At 44.9% G+C, this 17,464-nt stretch carries 15 protein-coding genes and 1 other annotated feature; all 15 genes read left to right on the forward strand.

What is annotated here, in order from left to right; translation table 11 throughout:
* The first annotated feature begins 39 nt into the window (after positions 1-39).
* The 15 genes from HED67_RS14045 (at position 40) to HED67_RS14115 (ending at position 17,457) form a co-directional block, all read left to right on the forward strand.
* The gene (locus HED67_RS14045) at positions 40-801 is read left to right on the forward strand and encodes a DeoR/GlpR family DNA-binding transcription regulator (protein ID WP_117527606.1); all 762 of its coding nucleotides are present in this window, start codon (positions 40-42) and stop codon (positions 799-801) included.
* Between the two features lie 62 nt (positions 802-863).
* Positions 864-2,750 (forward strand): PTS mannitol transporter subunit IICBA, encoded by a 1,887-nt coding sequence (locus HED67_RS14050; RefSeq protein WP_330656588.1) that lies wholly within the window; start codon positions 864-866, stop codon positions 2,748-2,750.
* Between the two features lie 177 nt (positions 2,751-2,927).
* Positions 2,928-3,238: a binding site (T-box leader), on the forward strand.
* Positions 3,239-3,336: 98 nt separating this feature from the next.
* Complete coding sequence (locus tag HED67_RS14055) at positions 3,337-5,988, forward strand: valine--tRNA ligase (protein WP_221718694.1); 2,652 nt, start codon at positions 3,337-3,339, stop codon at positions 5,986-5,988.
* A gap of 109 nt (positions 5,989-6,097) precedes the next feature.
* Positions 6,098-7,408, forward strand: a complete 1,311-nt coding sequence (locus tag HED67_RS14060) for a bifunctional folylpolyglutamate synthase/dihydrofolate synthase (protein WP_221718695.1) — start codon at positions 6,098-6,100, stop codon at positions 7,406-7,408.
* A 43-nt stretch (positions 7,409-7,451) separates the two neighbouring features.
* Positions 7,452-7,610: a hypothetical protein gene (locus tag HED67_RS14065; RefSeq protein WP_015513803.1), complete on the forward strand. Its 159-nt coding sequence runs from the start codon at positions 7,452-7,454 to the stop codon at positions 7,608-7,610.
* Between the two features lie 11 nt (positions 7,611-7,621).
* Positions 7,622-9,154, forward strand: a complete 1,533-nt coding sequence (locus tag HED67_RS14070) for a tetratricopeptide repeat protein (protein ID WP_221718696.1) — start codon at positions 7,622-7,624, stop codon at positions 9,152-9,154.
* Positions 9,155-9,385: 231 nt separating this feature from the next.
* The gene (locus HED67_RS14075) at positions 9,386-9,742 is read left to right on the forward strand and encodes an STAS domain-containing protein (RefSeq protein WP_221718697.1); all 357 of its coding nucleotides are present in this window, start codon (positions 9,386-9,388) and stop codon (positions 9,740-9,742) included.
* Complete coding sequence (gene spoIIAB / locus HED67_RS14080) at positions 9,732-10,187, forward strand: anti-sigma F factor (protein WP_246612245.1); 456 nt, start codon at positions 9,732-9,734, stop codon at positions 10,185-10,187. The genes HED67_RS14075 and spoIIAB overlap by 11 nt, the downstream gene beginning before the upstream one ends.
* Entirely contained in the window at positions 10,184-10,900 is a 717-nt protein-coding gene (locus HED67_RS14085) for a SigB/SigF/SigG family RNA polymerase sigma factor (RefSeq protein ID WP_221718698.1), read from the forward strand. Before spoIIAB ends, HED67_RS14085 begins: the two co-directional genes overlap by 4 nt.
* A 210-nt stretch (positions 10,901-11,110) precedes the next feature.
* On the forward strand, positions 11,111-11,755 hold the full coding sequence (locus HED67_RS14090) for a stage V sporulation protein AA (RefSeq protein WP_178440532.1): 645 nt from the start codon (positions 11,111-11,113) through the stop codon (positions 11,753-11,755).
* Positions 11,756-12,035: 280 nt separating this feature from the next.
* Positions 12,036-13,247, forward strand: coding sequence for a carboxylate--amine ligase (locus tag HED67_RS14095; protein ID WP_117527620.1), 1,212 nt, complete (start codon positions 12,036-12,038; stop codon positions 13,245-13,247).
* Between the two features lie 93 nt (positions 13,248-13,340).
* Positions 13,341-14,885: a Mur ligase family protein gene (locus tag HED67_RS14100; protein ID WP_221718699.1), complete on the forward strand. Its 1,545-nt coding sequence runs from the start codon at positions 13,341-13,343 to the stop codon at positions 14,883-14,885.
* A gap of 103 nt (positions 14,886-14,988) precedes the next feature.
* A complete protein-coding gene (locus tag HED67_RS14105) occupies positions 14,989-15,885 on the forward strand; it encodes a transporter substrate-binding domain-containing protein (RefSeq protein WP_221718700.1) in 897 nt (298 codons plus the stop codon).
* A gap of 71 nt (positions 15,886-15,956) precedes the next feature.
* Complete coding sequence (locus tag HED67_RS14110; RefSeq protein WP_178440540.1) at positions 15,957-16,667, forward strand: amino acid ABC transporter permease; 711 nt, start codon at positions 15,957-15,959, stop codon at positions 16,665-16,667.
* Positions 16,651-17,457, forward strand: coding sequence for an amino acid ABC transporter ATP-binding protein (locus HED67_RS14115; RefSeq protein ID WP_117527628.1), 807 nt, complete (start codon positions 16,651-16,653; stop codon positions 17,455-17,457). Before HED67_RS14110 ends, HED67_RS14115 begins: the two co-directional genes overlap by 17 nt.
* The last annotated feature ends 7 nt before the right edge of the window (positions 17,458-17,464 follow it).

A 17,464-nucleotide genomic window follows, 5' to 3' on the forward strand; every position in this document is an offset into this window, starting at 1 on the left:
TCCGTCAGGATAACAGGATTTTGACGGGGAGGAGCGACAATGGATGCAATGGAAATACGCAGAAATGCGATTGTGGAACTGGTAAATAAGTATGGAACAGTGAGTTTTTCACAGATTAAGGAACAGTTTTCGAATGTGTCTGAGATGACATTGCGTACAGATCTGAAGGCCTTGGATGAGGCAAAGGAAATTGTCAGGATCCATGGCGGAGCCAAGTCTGTACAGCTGGTAATCGGAACGGATGATTATCTCACAAGACGTGCCGTGCGCAATATACAGGCGAAGCAGGAGATTGCGAGAAAAGCTTTGAAGCTTATTCAGCCGGATACGGCGATATTCATGGATTCCGGAAGTACTACAACAGAGTTGGCAAAGATTTTTCCGGATCAGTCCAATCTGATCTATACAACAGGTCTTTCCTGTGCCACTGAGCTGGCGAATCTGACGAAGCCGGTCATTATGCTACCGGGTGGTCAGCTGAACCGTTATAGTATCAGTGTATATGGCATTTCAGCCATTCGTGAACTGGAACAGGTTAATTTTCATCAGACGTTTCTTGGGGTGACGGGCTATTCGATGAAAGCAGGTTTTACCTGCGGCAACAATGAAGAGGCGATGTTAAAAAGGACAGCAATTGAACAGGCAGAACAGGTGGTGGTTCTGATGGATGCTTCCAAAACTGATATTAAGAGTACCTATACAATTTGTGGATTGGCAGATGTGGATATTATTATATCTGATGGCAATCTGCCGAAGGAATTCCTGTTGGCGTGTGAAACGCACCATATTACTGTTTATTAATCGCTGAGAGCGTGTATATTTCCCATTGCGGCGCCGTATAAGACGTTATGGGGAGGTATATCGTGAAAAATAAAGTACAGCAGTTTGGTAAGTTTTTGTCGGGAATGGTCATGCCGAATATCGGTGCTTTGATCGCATTTGGTTTCCTGGCAGCATTATTTATTGATACCGGATGGATACCAAATGAAAAGTTAAACAGTATGGTATCACCGATGCTCACCTATTTAATTCCGATGCTGATCGCATCTACCGGTGGTAAGATGGTTGGCGGCGACAGAGGTCGTGTGGTTGGTGCCATTGCTGTCATTGGTGCCATTATGAGTGATACATCCATCACTATGCTGATGGCGGCCATGGTCATTGGACCATTGGGCGGCTTCTGTATCAAGAAGTTCGATGAGGTGATGGATGGCCATATGCCGGCGGGCTTTGAAATGCTGATCAACAATTTCTCAGCAGGTATCATCGGCATGCTGCTTGCGATTCTGGGCTACACCGTTGTAGGTCCGGTCATGAGCGCAATTCTGGTAGTGCTTGCTGCAGGCGTCAATATTCTTATTGTACATGGCCTTCTGCCGTTGGTTGCTATTTTTATTGAGCCGGCAAAAGTCCTGTTCTTAAATAATGCCATTAATCATGGTATTTTCACGCCGCTGGCAACAGCTCAGGCGGCGGAGACCGGCAAGTCGATCATGTACATGCTGGAGCCGAATCCGGGTCCGGGCCTTGGTGTATTACTGGCGTATATGTTCTTCTGTAAAGATATGAAGACCAAGCAGTCTGCACCAGGAGCAATCATCATCCATGTGCTGGGTGGTATCCATGAAATTTATTTTCCGTATATTTTGATGAATCCGCTGGTGATCATTGCACCGATTATTGGCAATATGGTTTCTATCTTCTGGTTCAATATGATGGATTGTGGCCTTGTGGGACCGGCATCTCCGGGTTCCCTCATCGCTTATCTGATGATGACACCGGGTTCTGATATATGGAAAGTACTGGTGGGTGTGGCAATTGCGACAGGTATTTCATTTGCAGTTGCATCACCGATTGTCAAGATGGCAGGCGGAAAGAACAGTCTGGAAGCCGCACAGGCTGAGACGGCAGCCATGAAAGCGGAAGCAAAAGGGCAGACTGTACAGACTGAGATTAAAGATGCATCTCAGATCAAAAAGATCATCTTTGCGTGTGATGCGGGAATGGGCTCATCTGCCATGGGAGCAACGAAATTCAGAAATCGTCTCAAAGAAGTATGTCCTCAAATTCACGTAAGCAATACTTCAGTGGATAATATTCCATCCGATTGTGATGTTGCCGTTGTTCAGACCACGTTGGCAGAGCGTGCCGGAAAATCCGCACCGCAGGCGCAGCTTGTGACCATCGGCAATTTCCTGGCAGACCCGGCACTGGATGCACTTTATGAACAGTTATGTCATGCCGGCAGTGAGAGCGAAAAAGCAGAAACGGCATCAGATGTTCCTGCCGCAGCAGCGGAAAATGAGACTGGGGCAGCAGAAACGGATAAGCCGCAGATTATTATTAAGCAGGGAATCCGTTTGAATCAGAAGCCGGTTTCTAAAGAAGAAGCCATTCGGGCAGCAGGGGAACTGCTGGCAGAGCTTGGTTATGTAGATGAAACTTATGTGGATGCCATGCAGGAGCGTGAAAAACTGGTAACAACTTATATGGGTATGGGTGTTGCTATTCCGCATGGTACCAGTCAGGCTAAGGAGAAGGTTAAGAAGACTGGTATTGTATTTCTGCAGTATCCTGAAGGCGTGGATTTCGGTGATGAGAAGGCAGAACTTGTATTTGGTATTGCCGGAATCGGTGATGAACATCTGGAACTTTTATCCAAGATCTGTAAGGTTCTGGAAGATGAAGAAGTTCTTGAGAAAATGAAGAAAACTTCAGATCTGGAATGGGTAATGGAGCAGCTTTCTTAGGTGTCAGATGACTGAGATCGGGAAGGTAGATGAATATTTATATTATATAGGGAAGAAAAAAGCGGCTGTGCGGATGAGGTACAGCCGCTTTTTTCAGACAGAAAGAATGTGTCAGGCGCATGGTTTGTTGATATTCGTGCTTGACAAATTTTCGCGGTAATTATAATATAGAGAATAGAAAATGTGGTGAGAAAGAGGAGTAGATACAGGATCTCTTCAGAGAGAGCGGTTTGGCAGCTGGAAGACCGCTTAGAGCAATGTGTATCGAAGGTAGCTTTTGAACAGGATGGCTGAACAGGAACAGGCGGCGAAGCGTTGACGACCGGTTTTAGTAGGCTGTAACGGGTGGCTCCGTTAAAGGCTCTGAAGGCATATGGAAGTGCCATGCATCAGACAGCGGATAGTTTGCTGTGTGCATCGAAGTGATGACGGATGTGTGTCATTGGAATATGTGAATAAAGGTGGTACCGCGAGCTCTCGCCCTTTTTGGATGTGAGGGCTCTTTTTTTACGCGAATAATGAGTCAAAGCCCATGATTGCATGTGGCCTTGCAGTCACTTTACAAAGAAGACAGGAGATTAAAATTATGGAAATGGAAAAAACTTATAATCCTGCGGCCATTGAAGAGAAGATTTATGACCGCTGGCTGCAGAAGAAGTATTTTCATGCAGAGGTAGACAGAAGCAAGAAACCTTTTACAATTGTCATGCCGCCTCCAAATATTACAGGACAGCTGCATATGGGTCATGCTCTTGACAATACGATGCAGGATATTCTGATCCGTTATAAGAGAATGCAGGGCTATGAAGCATTATGGCAGCCGGGTACAGACCATGCCAGCATTGCGACAGAAGTTAAGATCATTAACAAATTAAAAGAAGAAGGCATCAGCAAAGAAGAACTCGGACGTGAAGGTTTCCTTGAGAAAGCATGGGAATGGAAGGAAGAATATGGCGGCCGTATTATCAAACAGCTGAAGAAACTGGGTTCTTCCGCTGACTGGGACAGAGAGCGTTTTACAATGGATGAAGGCTGTTCCAAGGCTGTAGAAGAAGTTTTCTGCAAGCTGCATGAGAAAGGCTATATTTACAAAGGTTCCCGAATCATCAACTGGTGTCCTGTCTGCAAGACATCGATTTCCGATGCAGAGGTAGAACATGTAGAACAGGTCGGCCATTTCTGGCATATCAAGTATCCGGTAGCCGGTGAGCCGGGAAGATTTATCGAAATTGCCACAACCCGTCCTGAGACATTACTGGGCGATACAGCGGTTGCTGTTCATCCGGAGGATGAGCGTTATATGAATCTCATCGGCAAGAATGTTATTCTTCCGCTTGTGGGCAGAGAAATCCCTGTTGTAGGCGATTTACATGCGGATAAGGAAAAAGGTACAGGTGCCGTTAAGATTACACCGGCCCATGACCCTAACGATTTTGAGGTTGGTAAGAGACATAATCTGCCTGAAATCAATGTGATGAATGATGATGGTACCATCAACAAGCTTGGCGGCAAATATGCAGGCCTTGACCGTTATGAGGCCAGAAAGCAGATTGTTGCAGATCTTGATGCCCAGGGTTATCTCTGCGGTATCGAAGATATTACACATGCGGTTGGTACCCATGACAGATGTAAGACAACAGTAGAGCCGATGATCAAACCTCAGTGGTTTGTTGCTATGGAAGAAATGGCAAAGCCTGCAATTAATGCAATCAAAACAGGCGAATTGAAATTTGTTCCTGAATCCTACAGCAAGACTTATCTTCACTGGCTTGAGAATATCCGTGACTGGTGTATCTCCAGACAGCTCTGGTGGGGCCACAGAATCCCTGCATACTACTGTGATGAATGCGGTGAGATCGTAGTATCCAAAGGTATGCCTTCTGTATGCCCGAAATGCGGATGCACACATTTCACACAGGATCCTGATACACTGGATACATGGTTCTCATCGGCATTATGGCCATTCTCAACACTTGGCTGGCCGGAAAAGACAGAAGAACTGGATTACTTCTATCCGACAGATGTTCTTGTTACCGGTTATGATATTATTTTCTTCTGGGTTATCCGTATGGTATTTTCAGGTTATGAACAGACAGGTAAGGCACCGTTCCACACTGTACTGATCCATGGTCTTGTCAGAGACTCACAGGGCCGTAAGATGAGTAAATCCCTTGGCAATGGTATCGATCCGCTGGAAGTTATCGACAAATACGGTGCTGATGCCCTGAGACTGACACTGATCACAGGCAACGCACCGGGTAATGATATGCGTTTCTACTGGGAGCGTGTGGAATCCAGCCGTAATTTTGCCAATAAAGTATGGAATGCTTCCAGATTTATGCTCATGAATTTTGAGCAGGCAGCCGAGAAAGGTATTTCCATCGATGGCGTATCACTGGCAGATCTGACACAGGCTGACAAGTGGATTCTTTCCAAGATGAACCGTCTGACGAAGGATGTCACAGAGAACATCGATAAGTATGAATTGGGTATTGCCGTATCCAAGATTTATGATTTCATCTGGGAAGAATTCTGCGACTGGTACATTGAAATTGTGAAGCCAAGACTTTACAATGACGAAGACAAGACAAAGTCAGCAGCCCTCTGGACACTGAAGACAGTCCTGATCAATGCACTGAAGCTGCTTCATCCGTATATGCCGTTCATCACAGAAGAGATTTTCTGCAATGTTCAGAATGAAGAAGAATCCATTATGATCTCCAAGTGGCCTGAATACAAGGATGAATGGAACTTTGAAGAGGATGAGAAAGCCGTTGAGCTGATCAAGGAAGCTGTCCGCGGTATCAGAAATACCCGTACAGGCATGAATGTTCCGCCAAGCAGAAAAGCCAAAGTATTTGTTGTATCTGAATCTGAAGAGGTCAGAAACATTTTCGAGAATTCCAAGGCTTTCTTTGCAACACTTGGCTATGCCAGTGAAGTTGCAGTTCAGTCTGATAAGACAGGTATCGCTGAAGATGCTGTATCTGTACTGATCCATCAGGCAGCTCTCTACATGCCGTTTGCGGATCTTGTAGACATCGACAAAGAGATCGAACGTTTGACAAAAGAAGAAGATAAGATGAACAAAGAGATCAAGAGAGCACAGGGTATGCTTTCTAATCCGAAGTTTGTCGATAAAGCACCTGCTGATAAGGTGCAGGCAGAAAAAGATAAGTTAGAGAAATATACACAGATGCTGGCACAGATCCAGGAACGTCTGGCAGCACTGAAATAAGAGTTTACGATTACTTGAATTAAACAATGTTTTATCCCGGATTCCTCCCGGACAAGGCCATCATTGACTTTTGTCAGGGGGGAATCTTGCAGGATTGGGAGAGATAACCATGAATTATGCAGAGGCAGAGGAATATATTAATCAGATTCCTCGTTTTTCAAAAGTGAAATCAGAAGAGAATATGGATGAGATACTGGCTTTATTTGGTCATCCGGAGAAGAAGTTCGCTTATATCCATGTGGCCGGAACCAATGGAAAAGGATCTGTCTGTGCATTTTTGGACAGTATGCTCCGGATGGCAGGAAAGAAGACGGGGCTCTTTACGTCACCGCATCTGATCACGACAACGGAACGGATGAAGATTAATGGCCAGAATATATCGGAAGAAGCCTTTAATGAAATTTTCGAGGAACTGCTCCATGTTGTCAAAGTGCGCGAAAAGGCAGGACATCTGCATCCGACGTATTTTGAATGGCTTTATCTGATGGCGATGATCTGGTTTGACAGACAGGGGATTGAGTATGGTATCATTGAAACCGGACTTGGCGGCAGATTGGATGCCACCAATCATATCGCGCAGCCTGTTTTAACCATCATTACATCCATCAGCTATGATCATATGGAAATTCTTGGATCAACCCTGACGGAAATTGCAGGGGAGAAGGCAGGTATTTTAAAAGCAGGCGTACCGGTCATCTGTGATGGCAGTGAACCGGAAGCGGTGGCTGTTATCCGCCAAAAAGCGGCACTTTTGCACTGCCCACTGAAAGTAATTGAGCCGGAACAGGTTAAAATTCTCTTAAATCGGGGCAAAAACATTGATTTTTTATTGCAGGATAGGTATGATAATAAGAGTTACAGGATTCATGTGCAGACAGAGGCAGTTTACCAGACCATGAACGGTTCTCTGGCGTGGATGGCTGTAAAGGAGCTGCAGAAGCAGGACGCAGAACTGCAGCAGACGGAAGATGGTGTTCTTCTGGAGGGTATGGCGAATATGCACTGGCCGGGAAGACTGGAAGAACTGCTTCCGGGGGTCTATGTGGATGGCGCACACAATGTGGGCGGCATCAGGAAGCTCCGTGAATCCATTGCAGTTAGTTTTGCCGGCAGACCGGTATGGCTGCTTTTTGCAGTAGCCAGCGACAAGGATTACGGGGAAATGATACGAATTCTCTGCACGATTCCCGATCTAAAGGGCGTGACAGTGACTGAAATTGAGAATTATCGACGGACAGATCTTGAGACAGTTGCCTCAATATTTAAAAAGAACTGGCATGGATATGTGGGTCATTCATATAATATAAATGAAGCGATCATCACGAGTGAGCAGCAGGCGGCAAAGTATCCGAATGCTGTACTTATTTGTGCGGGATCGCTGTATCTGGCAGGCAGTGTGATCGAAGCACTGCAGCGGTAGATGGTGCATCGACAGGGAGAGACGGTGCAGGAAGGACGGACAGATGATTAATTTTGAAGAAGAATTGAAGAAATTTAAGCCAAGCCTTGAAATTGATCAGGCGGAAGAGGCGATATATAAGAACGATCTTCGGGATGTAACGGATATTCTGGAGGATATGATGAAGGAAGTTAAAATTGCATCAGGAAACAAGCGTTTTTAGGGGGATAGCAGATGAATTGCATAAAATGTAATATGCCCCTGGAAAATGTCTATATATGCCCACATTGCGGTCATGTGGACAAGGTGGCCAAGAAGATCATATATTCATCCAACTGGCATTATAACCAGGGACTGGCCAAGGCAAAGGTACGAGATCTGAGCGGTGCCGTTACGTCACTGAGTCAGTCATTGAAATATAACAAACGGAATACAGATGCACGTAATCTTCTGGGGCTGATTTATTATCAGATGGGAGAGATTGTGGCAGCCCTCAGCGAGTGGGTCATCAGCGTTCATTTTCAGGAACGCAACAATATTGCGGCTGACTATATTCAGGCCATTCAGAACAATCCGGCCAAGTTAAAGGCAGCCAACAAGGTGATCCAGAAGTATAATCTGGCATTGAATTATGTGCAGGAGAACAATGCGGATCTGGCAATTATAGAGCTGAAACGTGTTGTGAACATGAGTCCTACATATATCAGAGCCTATCAGCTGCTGGGGCTGCTTTATATGCAGAGAAAGCAGTATGCGGCGGCCAGAAAGGTACTGATGCGTGCCGTCAAGGTTGACAGGAATAATATGACCACACTTCGGTATTTGAAAGAAGTGAATCATCTCCACGGTAAGCAGGAGAAAAATCAGCATGGACGCAAGGATGAATTCATGCAGATCAACGATCCGAACCCTATTGTTATAGAAGAGGGATCTGGACATAATTATGCAGATTATAATACGGGATTTTTGTCATTTATCAATATTCTGATCGGTATTGTTATTGGTGCGGCGGTTATCTGGCTGCTCATTGTACCATCTATTACCAAGACAAAGGCATCCGAGTACAATCAGGCAGTTGTGGAATACAGTGCCCAGATCTCTGAGCGCAATAAGAACATTGATGATCTCCAGAATCAGATTACGGATCTTCAGAGCAAACTGTCTCAGTATGAGTCAACCGTCGGCAATACCGTGGATGATGCCGGTGCCAGTGAGCAGAAACTGATCGAGGCTGTAGGCAGCTATCTCCAGAACAATGTGCAGGACGCAGGTACGCTGATTGCTGAAATTGAGCCTGCAGCTATTACTAATGCCCAGGAGAAGAAGATTTACAATATTTTGAAAGAGGCGACCAAGAGCTCTGTGACAGAAACGCTGTATGCAAATGCAAAAGACAGCTTTGACAAGAAGGATTATGTGGCTGCCATCGATGGTATGACCAAAGTCCTTCGAATGGATGACAGCTATTCCTATGCCGTTTTCTATATGGGACGCAGCTATCAGATGCTTGGTGATACAGGCAATGCAGCAGGTTACTACAAACGCCTGATCCAGTCCTATCCAAACTCAGATATGGTAGACGATGCAAGAAAATATCTGGATCAGCTGGGTGACACCACAAGCATTGACCCTGTGGATATTAGCGGCGGCAGCACAAGCGACAGCAATGACAATTCAGAGGACAACAGCAGCGACAACTCTGACGACGATTTGGGAGATAACACAGACAACGGATCATTAGACAATGGTGACGGCAGCGAAGAATAAAATTTCTTCTATAAAAATTGAATAAACAATGAAAATACAAAAGAAAAAGCATGATACTCCGATTAACCGGAGCGCATGCTTTTTCTTTTTTGGTTTGTGTGGGAGTATATTTTTCAGGAATCAGAAATCCGATAGCGAGGTGTTTTAATATAAAAAGTAATTGAATACTTTTTAAAAGAAGGCAGGTGCTTCAAATTTGTTAGTAAATCTGGAGGATTGGGAGGAGAGTTTATGGAATATCGCATTGTCCGCGGCATTTTGTTTGTTTCGCCCGGGAAGGAGATTGATCATTTCCGGGCGGAAAGAATTATCAGGTATACAGAGAGTCTGCTCAGGCAGCAGCGTTTTCGGACGATGGTTTTTGATCTGGCGGATACTGTTTTTATGGACAGTGCCGGTGTGGGGATGATGATCGGGCTTTATCGGGAAATCAGGGCCTGGGGAGGTGCTGTTTTTATTATCCGTATGCAGAAGGGGATTCGTCGGATTTATCAGATGGCGGGACTGCAGAGGATTATTCCGAGTTATGACGACGAATCGCGGTTTATGGCAGCCATGGAGGGAGGGGGAAAAGATAATGAGGGATGAAATGAAACTGACAATGAATGCGATTGCAGAGAATGAATATTTTGCCCGGGTTGCGGTGGCGGCTTTTTCGGCCAAGATGGATCCGACCATGGAAGAACTTGCAGATATTAAAACAGCGGTTTCGGAAGCTGTCACGAATGCCGTCGTTCATGGTTATGACCACAAAGGAGGGATATTGGAGATTGATGCACGGATCGAGGATGAATGGCTGGAGATTGAAATCGAGGATGAAGGGATTGGGATTGATGATGTGAAGCAGGCCATGGAACCATTGTATACATCTCGTCCGGAGGAGAATCATGCCGGTATGGGGTTTACTTTTATGGAAGCTTTTATGGATGAATTGGAGGTTGTTTCGACGCCCGGACAGGGAACAAAAGTAAAAATGCGAAAGAAAATTGAAATGCCGGCAGCAGTTCGCAGAAAAAAGAGGTCTATCAGGTGACAGAAATCCGGGAGCTGCTGATGAAGGCACAGGCAGGCGACAAGGAAGCCAGAGAGCAGCTGGTTCAGAAAAACATTGGACTTGTAAAAAGTATTGTCAGTCGGTATACAGCCAGAGGTGTGGAAAAAGAGGATCTGATCCAAATCGGGATGATCGGTCTGATAAAAGCAATCGACAATTTTGACATGACCTATGAGGTGCGTTTCTCGACCTATGCGGTGCCAATGATCGCCGGGGAAATTCGCAGATTTCTGAGGGATAATGGTGCCATTAAGGTGAGTCGTTCTATCAAGGATCATCGTGTTGCTGTCAACAGGAGCAGAGAACGGTTGATCGAAAAACTGGGAAGAGAGCCGACGATCCATGAAATTGCCGAGGATGTGGGGCTTTCTATGGAAGATATTTTGCTGGCCGTGAATTCAGGCCAGGAAGTGGCATCCCTTCAGCAGATGATTTATGAAGGGGACGGCAGCAGCATCCGTCTGATGGACAGGTTGTCCGCACACAGTGGGGAAGGAGATGCTTCACTGGATCGGATGATGCTGGCAGATTCATTATCAGCACTGGAACAAAAAGAAAGGGAACTGATTGTTCTGCGCTTCTATTATGATCAGACACAGTCACAGATTGCGAAACGGATGGGGGTATCACAAGTGCAGGTATCAAGGCTTGAGAAGAGGATCCTAAGAAAGATGAAGATGTATATCAGTTAGCGAGCAGAGCAAGGCACTGTGTGCCAGAAAGTGCAGTTCGCAGAGAGGAATATATAGCTGTGCTATCCGCTCACGCGCCAAAGTGTGCGTCAAGCGCACACTGGGTTCTAGACCGTATGCATAGAACATCAGTCTTTTTGGGAGACTATGCGGTAGGCGAGTTATTATGAGCAAATCTTCAAAATATGCAGAAATCCGGGAGATGAGAAAATGGAAGGTCAAAAACAGGTTGTCATTTATTTGATGGCAGATGATCATATTGAAGTTGAGGTGCAGCCGCTGACCATGGGAGATTTATGTGAAATTGTGGGAACGGACAGGAAGGTGGCGGATTTTGTCAAACAGATGCCGGTGACCGGTCTGCAGACTCAAGAGACGGGGCGGAGTGTCCTCTCTGTTTTAATGTTGGTGGAAGCAATCACAGTGCAGGTCCAGAAGCAATTTGCGGGTATCCAGTGCCAGTGCGTGCTGCTGGGAGCGGAACAGTTGATTGTTGAATGGGGAGGCAAAAAGACGGCACTGTGGTGGGTGACGATTTTGAAGACGGCATGCGTCAGTCTGATCATTCTGGCGGGTTCGGCTTTTACCATCATGACCTATGATCAGGATGTGGATGTGGCGGGGGTGTTTGGTCGGATTTATCAGCTGTTTGTGGGCCATGTGCCGACACAGCCCGGGATTCTTGAAGCTGCTTATGCTTTTGGTGTGGCTGCAGGTATTCTGCTGTTTTTTAATCCTTTTGTTTCGGCGGCAAAGAGAAAGGCCCCCTCTCCTGTTGAAATTGAAATGGAGAAATATGAATCAGATATCAGGGATACGATTGTCAAAATTGATAATCGGTTAAACAAAAGATAAGATGTAACTGTTCAGAGCCAAGCAAAATTTCAAAAAACAGGTATAAAATTCTTGAATTTTTAAGACTGTTTTTGAAATTTTATTTGGCGGATACGCCACACCGACGAAATGCGTAGCATTTTGGAGGTTAGCTCTGAACAGTTACGATAAGATTAAGATTTCGTTTCAATAAGCAGAAACTGAGAAACGAAGGGAAACAGGCTGTTTGACAGCCGTTGACAGGGGAAAAGGGTTAAGTTATAATGAAAGTTACTGTAAATAGAAAGAAAGGCGATTAGCAATGAATTTCAAAGAAAGAGATTTTATACCGATGCTGTTTGGCGGGGACATCAATACATACAGTGTTGCCCGTGCATTTTATGAACGTTATAAAGTGAAATCCTATACATTTGGTAAGTTTGCCACAGGTCCGAGTTACCAGAGCAGAATTATTGAATATACACCAAACCCGAAGATTGACACAGATGAAGTTTTTATGAAGACAGTGAAGAGCTTCTGCTCCAAGCATGCAGACAAGACCGTTGTTCTGGTGGGCTGCGGTGACAGCTATGTGGCATTGATCAGCAAGCATAAGAATGAACTGCCGAAGAATACCATTGCACCATATATTGATTTTGATTTGATGAACAGTCTCCAGCAGAAAGAGACATTCTATAAACTTTGTGAGAAACATGGCGTGGATTATCCGGGAACCATTATCCACAACAAAGAGATGGGACATGATTTTGAGATGAATTTCCCATTTCCTGTGATCTTGAAACCATCCGACAGCATTCAGTACTGGGAGCATCCTTTTGATACACAGAAGAAGGTGTACACGATTAAAGATAAGAAGGAACTGGATCAGGTGCTGGATGACATTTACGGGGCCGGTTATACAGGCAAACTGATCATTCAGGATATGATTCCGGGTAATGATGAGTATATGCGTGTGCTGACATCCTATTCGGATCACAACGGCAAGGTGAAAATGATGTGCCTCGGTCATGTGCTTCTTGAAGAGCATACACCGCACGGATTGGGCAATCATGCAGTCATTATCACAGAGCCGAATAAGGAACTGATGATGCGTGTCAAAGATTTGCTCGAAGAACTGCATTATGTGGGATTTTCCAATTTCGATATCAAATACGACAGAAGAGACGGCAAGTTCAAGTTCTTTGAGATCAATACAAGACAGGGCCGAAGCAATTATTATGTGACCGGTTCCGGATTTAATGTGGCAGAATATATTGTGGAAGACTTTGTTTACGGCAAGGAACTGCCGCTGCGTTACGCCAAAGAAGAGCATCTCTGGATGGTTGTTCCAAAAGCTGTTGCCTTTAAGTATGTCAAGGATCCTGCTCTGAAGGCAAAGATGAAAAAGCTGATCAAAGAGAAGAAAGTCGTGAATCCAAGCTTCATGAAGGGAGATCTCGGTATGCCGAGACTGGCCCGTATGATCAAAACCCATCTGAGTCATTTTGAAAAGTATAAGAAGTACTATAGCTAGTACATCGTTTTCGAAATAACTATACCATTCACTTGCACAGATGTTTGAATTTGAACCTATACGTATGCAGTTAATTGCAAGGAGGAAATACGTATGAAAAATTATATATTAAAAGAATATGCAGATTTGCTGTCTTCTGTTGATATGCTGGCAGAGGCGGAAATGATGGGCAGGGAAGAGACGGTCATTACATATCTGACGTATGATTCAAGGGCAGTGACACCGGGAACCCTTTTCATCTGCAAAGGTGCAGCCTTTAAAGAACAGTATCTGGAGAATGCAATCCGGGCAGGGGCTGTGGCTTATGTTTCTGAAGTACAATATGAAACAGAGACCAAGGTGCCGTGTCTGATTGTGAAGGATATCCGTAAAGCCATGCCGCCGCTGGCTGAGATGTATTTCAACAAAGCATGGCAGGAATTGACGGTCATCGGTTTTGGCGGTACAAAGGGAAAATCCACATCTGCTTATTATATGAAAGCCATTGTGGATGATTATATGGCAGCCACAGGGGGCAAAGAAAGTGCTGTTTTATCATCCATCGACATATACGATGGTGTGATTCGACAGGAATCCCATATTACAACACCGGAATCGGTGGAATTACATGAGCATATGCGCCATGCGGTAGACAGCGGTATTACTTATCTGGAGATGGAAGTTTCCAGTCAGGCGTTAAAGTATGACCGTGTGAATAATATGCAGTTTGATGTGGCGGTTTATCTGAATATTTCAGAGGACCATATCAGTCCGATCGAGCATAAGGATTTTGAAGATTATATTTCATCTAAGATGAAGATGTTTGCGCTGGCTAAACAGGCAGTTGTCAATCTGGATGCGGATTTTGTGGAGCGTGCCTTAAAGGCTGCAGAGGATGCCGGCAGCTTCAAGACATTCAGTCTGAAGGATCCGTCTGCGGATTTTTATGGCTACAATATTTACAAAGAAGATGGAGAAATCATTTTCTCTGTGAAATGCGATAAGTTTGATGAGACATTTTCATTGACCATGCCGGGCTTATTCAATGTGGAGAATGCCGTTGCCGTTGTGGCTGCAGCGACACTGCTGAACATTCCTCTTGAATACATCAAGTCCGGTCTTCACAGGGCAAGATCCAGTGGCCGTATGGAACTGTATACAAGTGCCGACAAGCGCGTGACAGCGGTTGTGGACTATGCCCACAATAAACTGAGCTTTGAGAAGTTATTCGGGTCCACAAGAGAAGAATATCCGGATCATGATATCGTGGCTATTTTCGGATGCCCGGGCTATAAGGCCTATATCCGCCGTAAGGACCTTGGTCTCATTGCCGGAGAATATTCCAAGAAGGTTTATCTCGTGGCTGAGGATCCCGGCAAGGAGCCTGTACAGCAGATTTCAGAGGACATTGCCCAGTATGTGGCTCAGAAGAATTGTCCGTATGAGATTATCGAAGACAGAGGTGTAGCTATCCACAAAGCCATTATGGAGTGCAAGCGGCCTACCGTTCTTCTGATTACCGGCAAGGGCAATGAGACGCGACAGAAATACGGCACGATCTATGCGGATTGCCGTACAGATGTGGAATATGTCAAGGAATATCTGGAAGAATATAACCATTCACCTTCCCATGTACTGGAAAATCAGAATTTAGACTAGTTTTTTGCGGAAAACATGATAAAATATGTAAGAGGTCAGTATGCATTCATAATGAATAAACATACACCGAGAAGCAACGAAAATTTTAAGGAGGATAAGTAAAATGAAAATGAGAAAAGTATTAAGTGCTCTTCTGGTTGCAGCATGTACCCTTTCACTGGCAGCATGCGGCAGTTCCAGCAGCAAGAGTGAAACAACAGGCGCATCAGGTGAAACTGCAGGAAGCAGTGCCAACACAGCAAAGGTTATCGATGTGGATCTGACAAGTGAAGAATATGCATTTGGTGTGGATAAAACACAGCCTGAACTGCTTGAACAGACAAACACATTTATCCAGAAGATCAAAGATGACGGTACACTGGATGCCATCTGTGCAAAATATTTCGGTGATGGTGAACCTGAAGCTGTTGAATCAGCAGAACTTGACAGTTCCAAAGACCAGTTGGTTGTAGCTACAAATGCAGCTTTCGAGCCTTTTGAATACACAAAGGGTGACCAGTACTATGGTATTGATATGGAAATCGCCAAACTTCTTGCAGATGAACTTGGCAAAGAGCTTGTTATCCAGAACATGGATTTCGACGCGGTATGCTTATCTGTCAGCCAGCAGAAATGTGATATTGCTATGGCAGGTCTGACAATCAACGAAGAAAGACAGGAATATGTAACTTTCACAGATCCTTATTATCAGGCATCCCAGAGACTGATTGTGCCAAGTGCAGATACAACATTTGACGAATGCAAGACAGCTGATGAAGTTGCAGCTAAACTTGGTGAATTAAGCAGCTCTGACAAGATTGGTGTTCAGGCCGGTACAACAGGTCAGTATTACGTTGAAGGCAGCGATGATTGGGGCTTCCCGGGTCTTCCTGCTGAATGTGTAACTTATAAGAGTGGTTCCCTGGCTGTTCAGGATATGTTAAATGGCAACATCAAGTATGTCATCATTGATGCTGCTCCTGCTGCAGCAATTACAGCATCTATCAACGCAATGCAGTAATCTTTATAACAGATGGGCCTACAACCCATCTGTTATGCTGTACGAGCCTGAAAGGATAAAGAAGAGTCATTATGGGAAATTTTGATCAGAAAGTTAACAAGTTTATAGAGATATTCTGGGAGCAGAATGGCTACAACAAGGTGCTTCAGGGTCTGCAGAACACCCTGATGATTGCCATTGCCGGTCTGATCATCGGCATTATTATCGGTACGATCATTGCCACTGTCCGTGTACTCCCAAAATATAAAACATTGCCGAAGGTGCTGAATGCGATCTGCAGCTTTTATGTTGCATTATTCCGCGGTACGCCTATGGTTGTTCAGCTCCTTGTCTTCTACTATGTTCTTTTACCGATTATCGGTTTGAAGATTACAGGTGTTCAGGTGGCGATGATGGTCTTTGGTCTGAACAGCGGCGCCTACATATCTGAGATTATGCGAAGTGGTATTCAGTCTGTAGACCCGGGACAGATGGAAGCCGGACGTGCAGTGGGTTTAAGTTTTGGTACAAGTATGGTCAAAATTGTTATCCCACAGGCAGTCAAAAATATTCTTCCGACACTGGGCAATGAATTCATTTCCCTGATCAAGGAGACATCTGTTGTCAGTTTTGTCGGTGCGGCCGACCTTTATGTAGCATTTAACTATATCGGCAGCAACAGCTATGAATTTATGGTTCCATATCTTGTCATGGCATTGATTTATATCGTTCTTGTGCTGATTATTTCATTATTAATCAAATTGATGGAAAGGAGCCTGAAGAAGAGTGATAGACGTAATTAATCTTAAGAAAAGCTTTGGCAGTGTCGAAGTTTTAAAGGGCATCAACATGACCATCAATAAAGGCGATATTGTGGCGATCATCGGACCATCAGGTTCCGGTAAGAGTACATTTCTCCGCTGCCTGAACTGTATGGAAGACCCGACATCAGGACAGATTATTTTTAATGGTGTTGATATCGCGGATATGAAAGTTGATATCAATATTCACCGAAGAAAGATGGGCATGGTATTCCAGCATTTTAATCTTTTCAACAACAAAACCGTTCTTGAGAATATTATGCTGGCACCTGTTTATACCCGTTGCCAGGAACTGAAGAAAGCCAAACGTCATAACCGTCTGGCGGCATTTGGCAAGAAAGAACAGATTCCTGTGACAACCACCAAGGAGCAGATTAAGAAAGAAGCCAGAGAACAGGCCATGAATCTGCTGAAACGTATCGGGCTGGAAGATAAGGCGAATGTCTATCCTTCAACACTGTCCGGCGGTCAGAAACAGCGAATTGCCATTGTCCGAGCCCTGGCCATGAATCCGGATGTGATTCTTTTCGACGAACCGACATCTGCCCTGGACCCTGAAATGGTCGGAGAAGTTCTGGAGCTGATGAAACAGCTGGCAGAGGAAGGCATGACCATGGTGGTTGTTACCCATGAGATGGGATTTGCCAGAGAAGTGGCTTCCAGAGTCGTCTTCATCGATGAAGGTGTTATCAAGGAAGAAGCAGAACCGAAGGAATTCTTCGCACATCCGAAGGACGTGAGACTGAAGGAATTTCTGTCGAAGGTGCTGTAAAACTGAA

Source organism: Pseudocoprococcus catus (assembly GCF_019734885.1).
GTDB classification, from domain to species: domain Bacteria; phylum Bacillota; class Clostridia; order Lachnospirales; family Lachnospiraceae; genus Coprococcus_A; species Coprococcus_A catus.

Coding starts and splice junctions, on each gene's coding strand:
- HED67_RS14045 (WP_117527606.1), top strand. CDS start 40: ATGGATGCAATGGAAATACGCAGAAATGCGATTGTGGAACTGGTAAAT.
- HED67_RS14055 (WP_221718694.1), top strand. CDS start 3,337: ATGGAAATGGAAAAAACTTATAATCCTGCGGCCATTGAAGAGAAGATT.
- HED67_RS14060 (WP_221718695.1), top strand. CDS start 6,098: ATGAATTATGCAGAGGCAGAGGAATATATTAATCAGATTCCTCGTTTT.
- HED67_RS14065 (WP_015513803.1), top strand. CDS start 7,452: ATGATTAATTTTGAAGAAGAATTGAAGAAATTTAAGCCAAGCCTTGAA.
- HED67_RS14070 (WP_221718696.1), top strand. CDS start 7,622: ATGAATTGCATAAAATGTAATATGCCCCTGGAAAATGTCTATATATGC.
- HED67_RS14075 (WP_221718697.1), top strand. CDS start 9,386: ATGGAATATCGCATTGTCCGCGGCATTTTGTTTGTTTCGCCCGGGAAG.
- spoIIAB (WP_246612245.1), top strand. CDS start 9,732: ATGAGGGATGAAATGAAACTGACAATGAATGCGATTGCAGAGAATGAA.
- HED67_RS14090 (WP_178440532.1), top strand. CDS start 11,111: ATGGAAGGTCAAAAACAGGTTGTCATTTATTTGATGGCAGATGATCAT.
- HED67_RS14095 (WP_117527620.1), top strand. CDS start 12,036: ATGAATTTCAAAGAAAGAGATTTTATACCGATGCTGTTTGGCGGGGAC.
- HED67_RS14100 (WP_221718699.1), top strand. CDS start 13,341: ATGAAAAATTATATATTAAAAGAATATGCAGATTTGCTGTCTTCTGTT.
- HED67_RS14105 (WP_221718700.1), top strand. CDS start 14,989: ATGAAAATGAGAAAAGTATTAAGTGCTCTTCTGGTTGCAGCATGTACC.
- HED67_RS14110 (WP_178440540.1), top strand. CDS start 15,957: ATGGGAAATTTTGATCAGAAAGTTAACAAGTTTATAGAGATATTCTGG.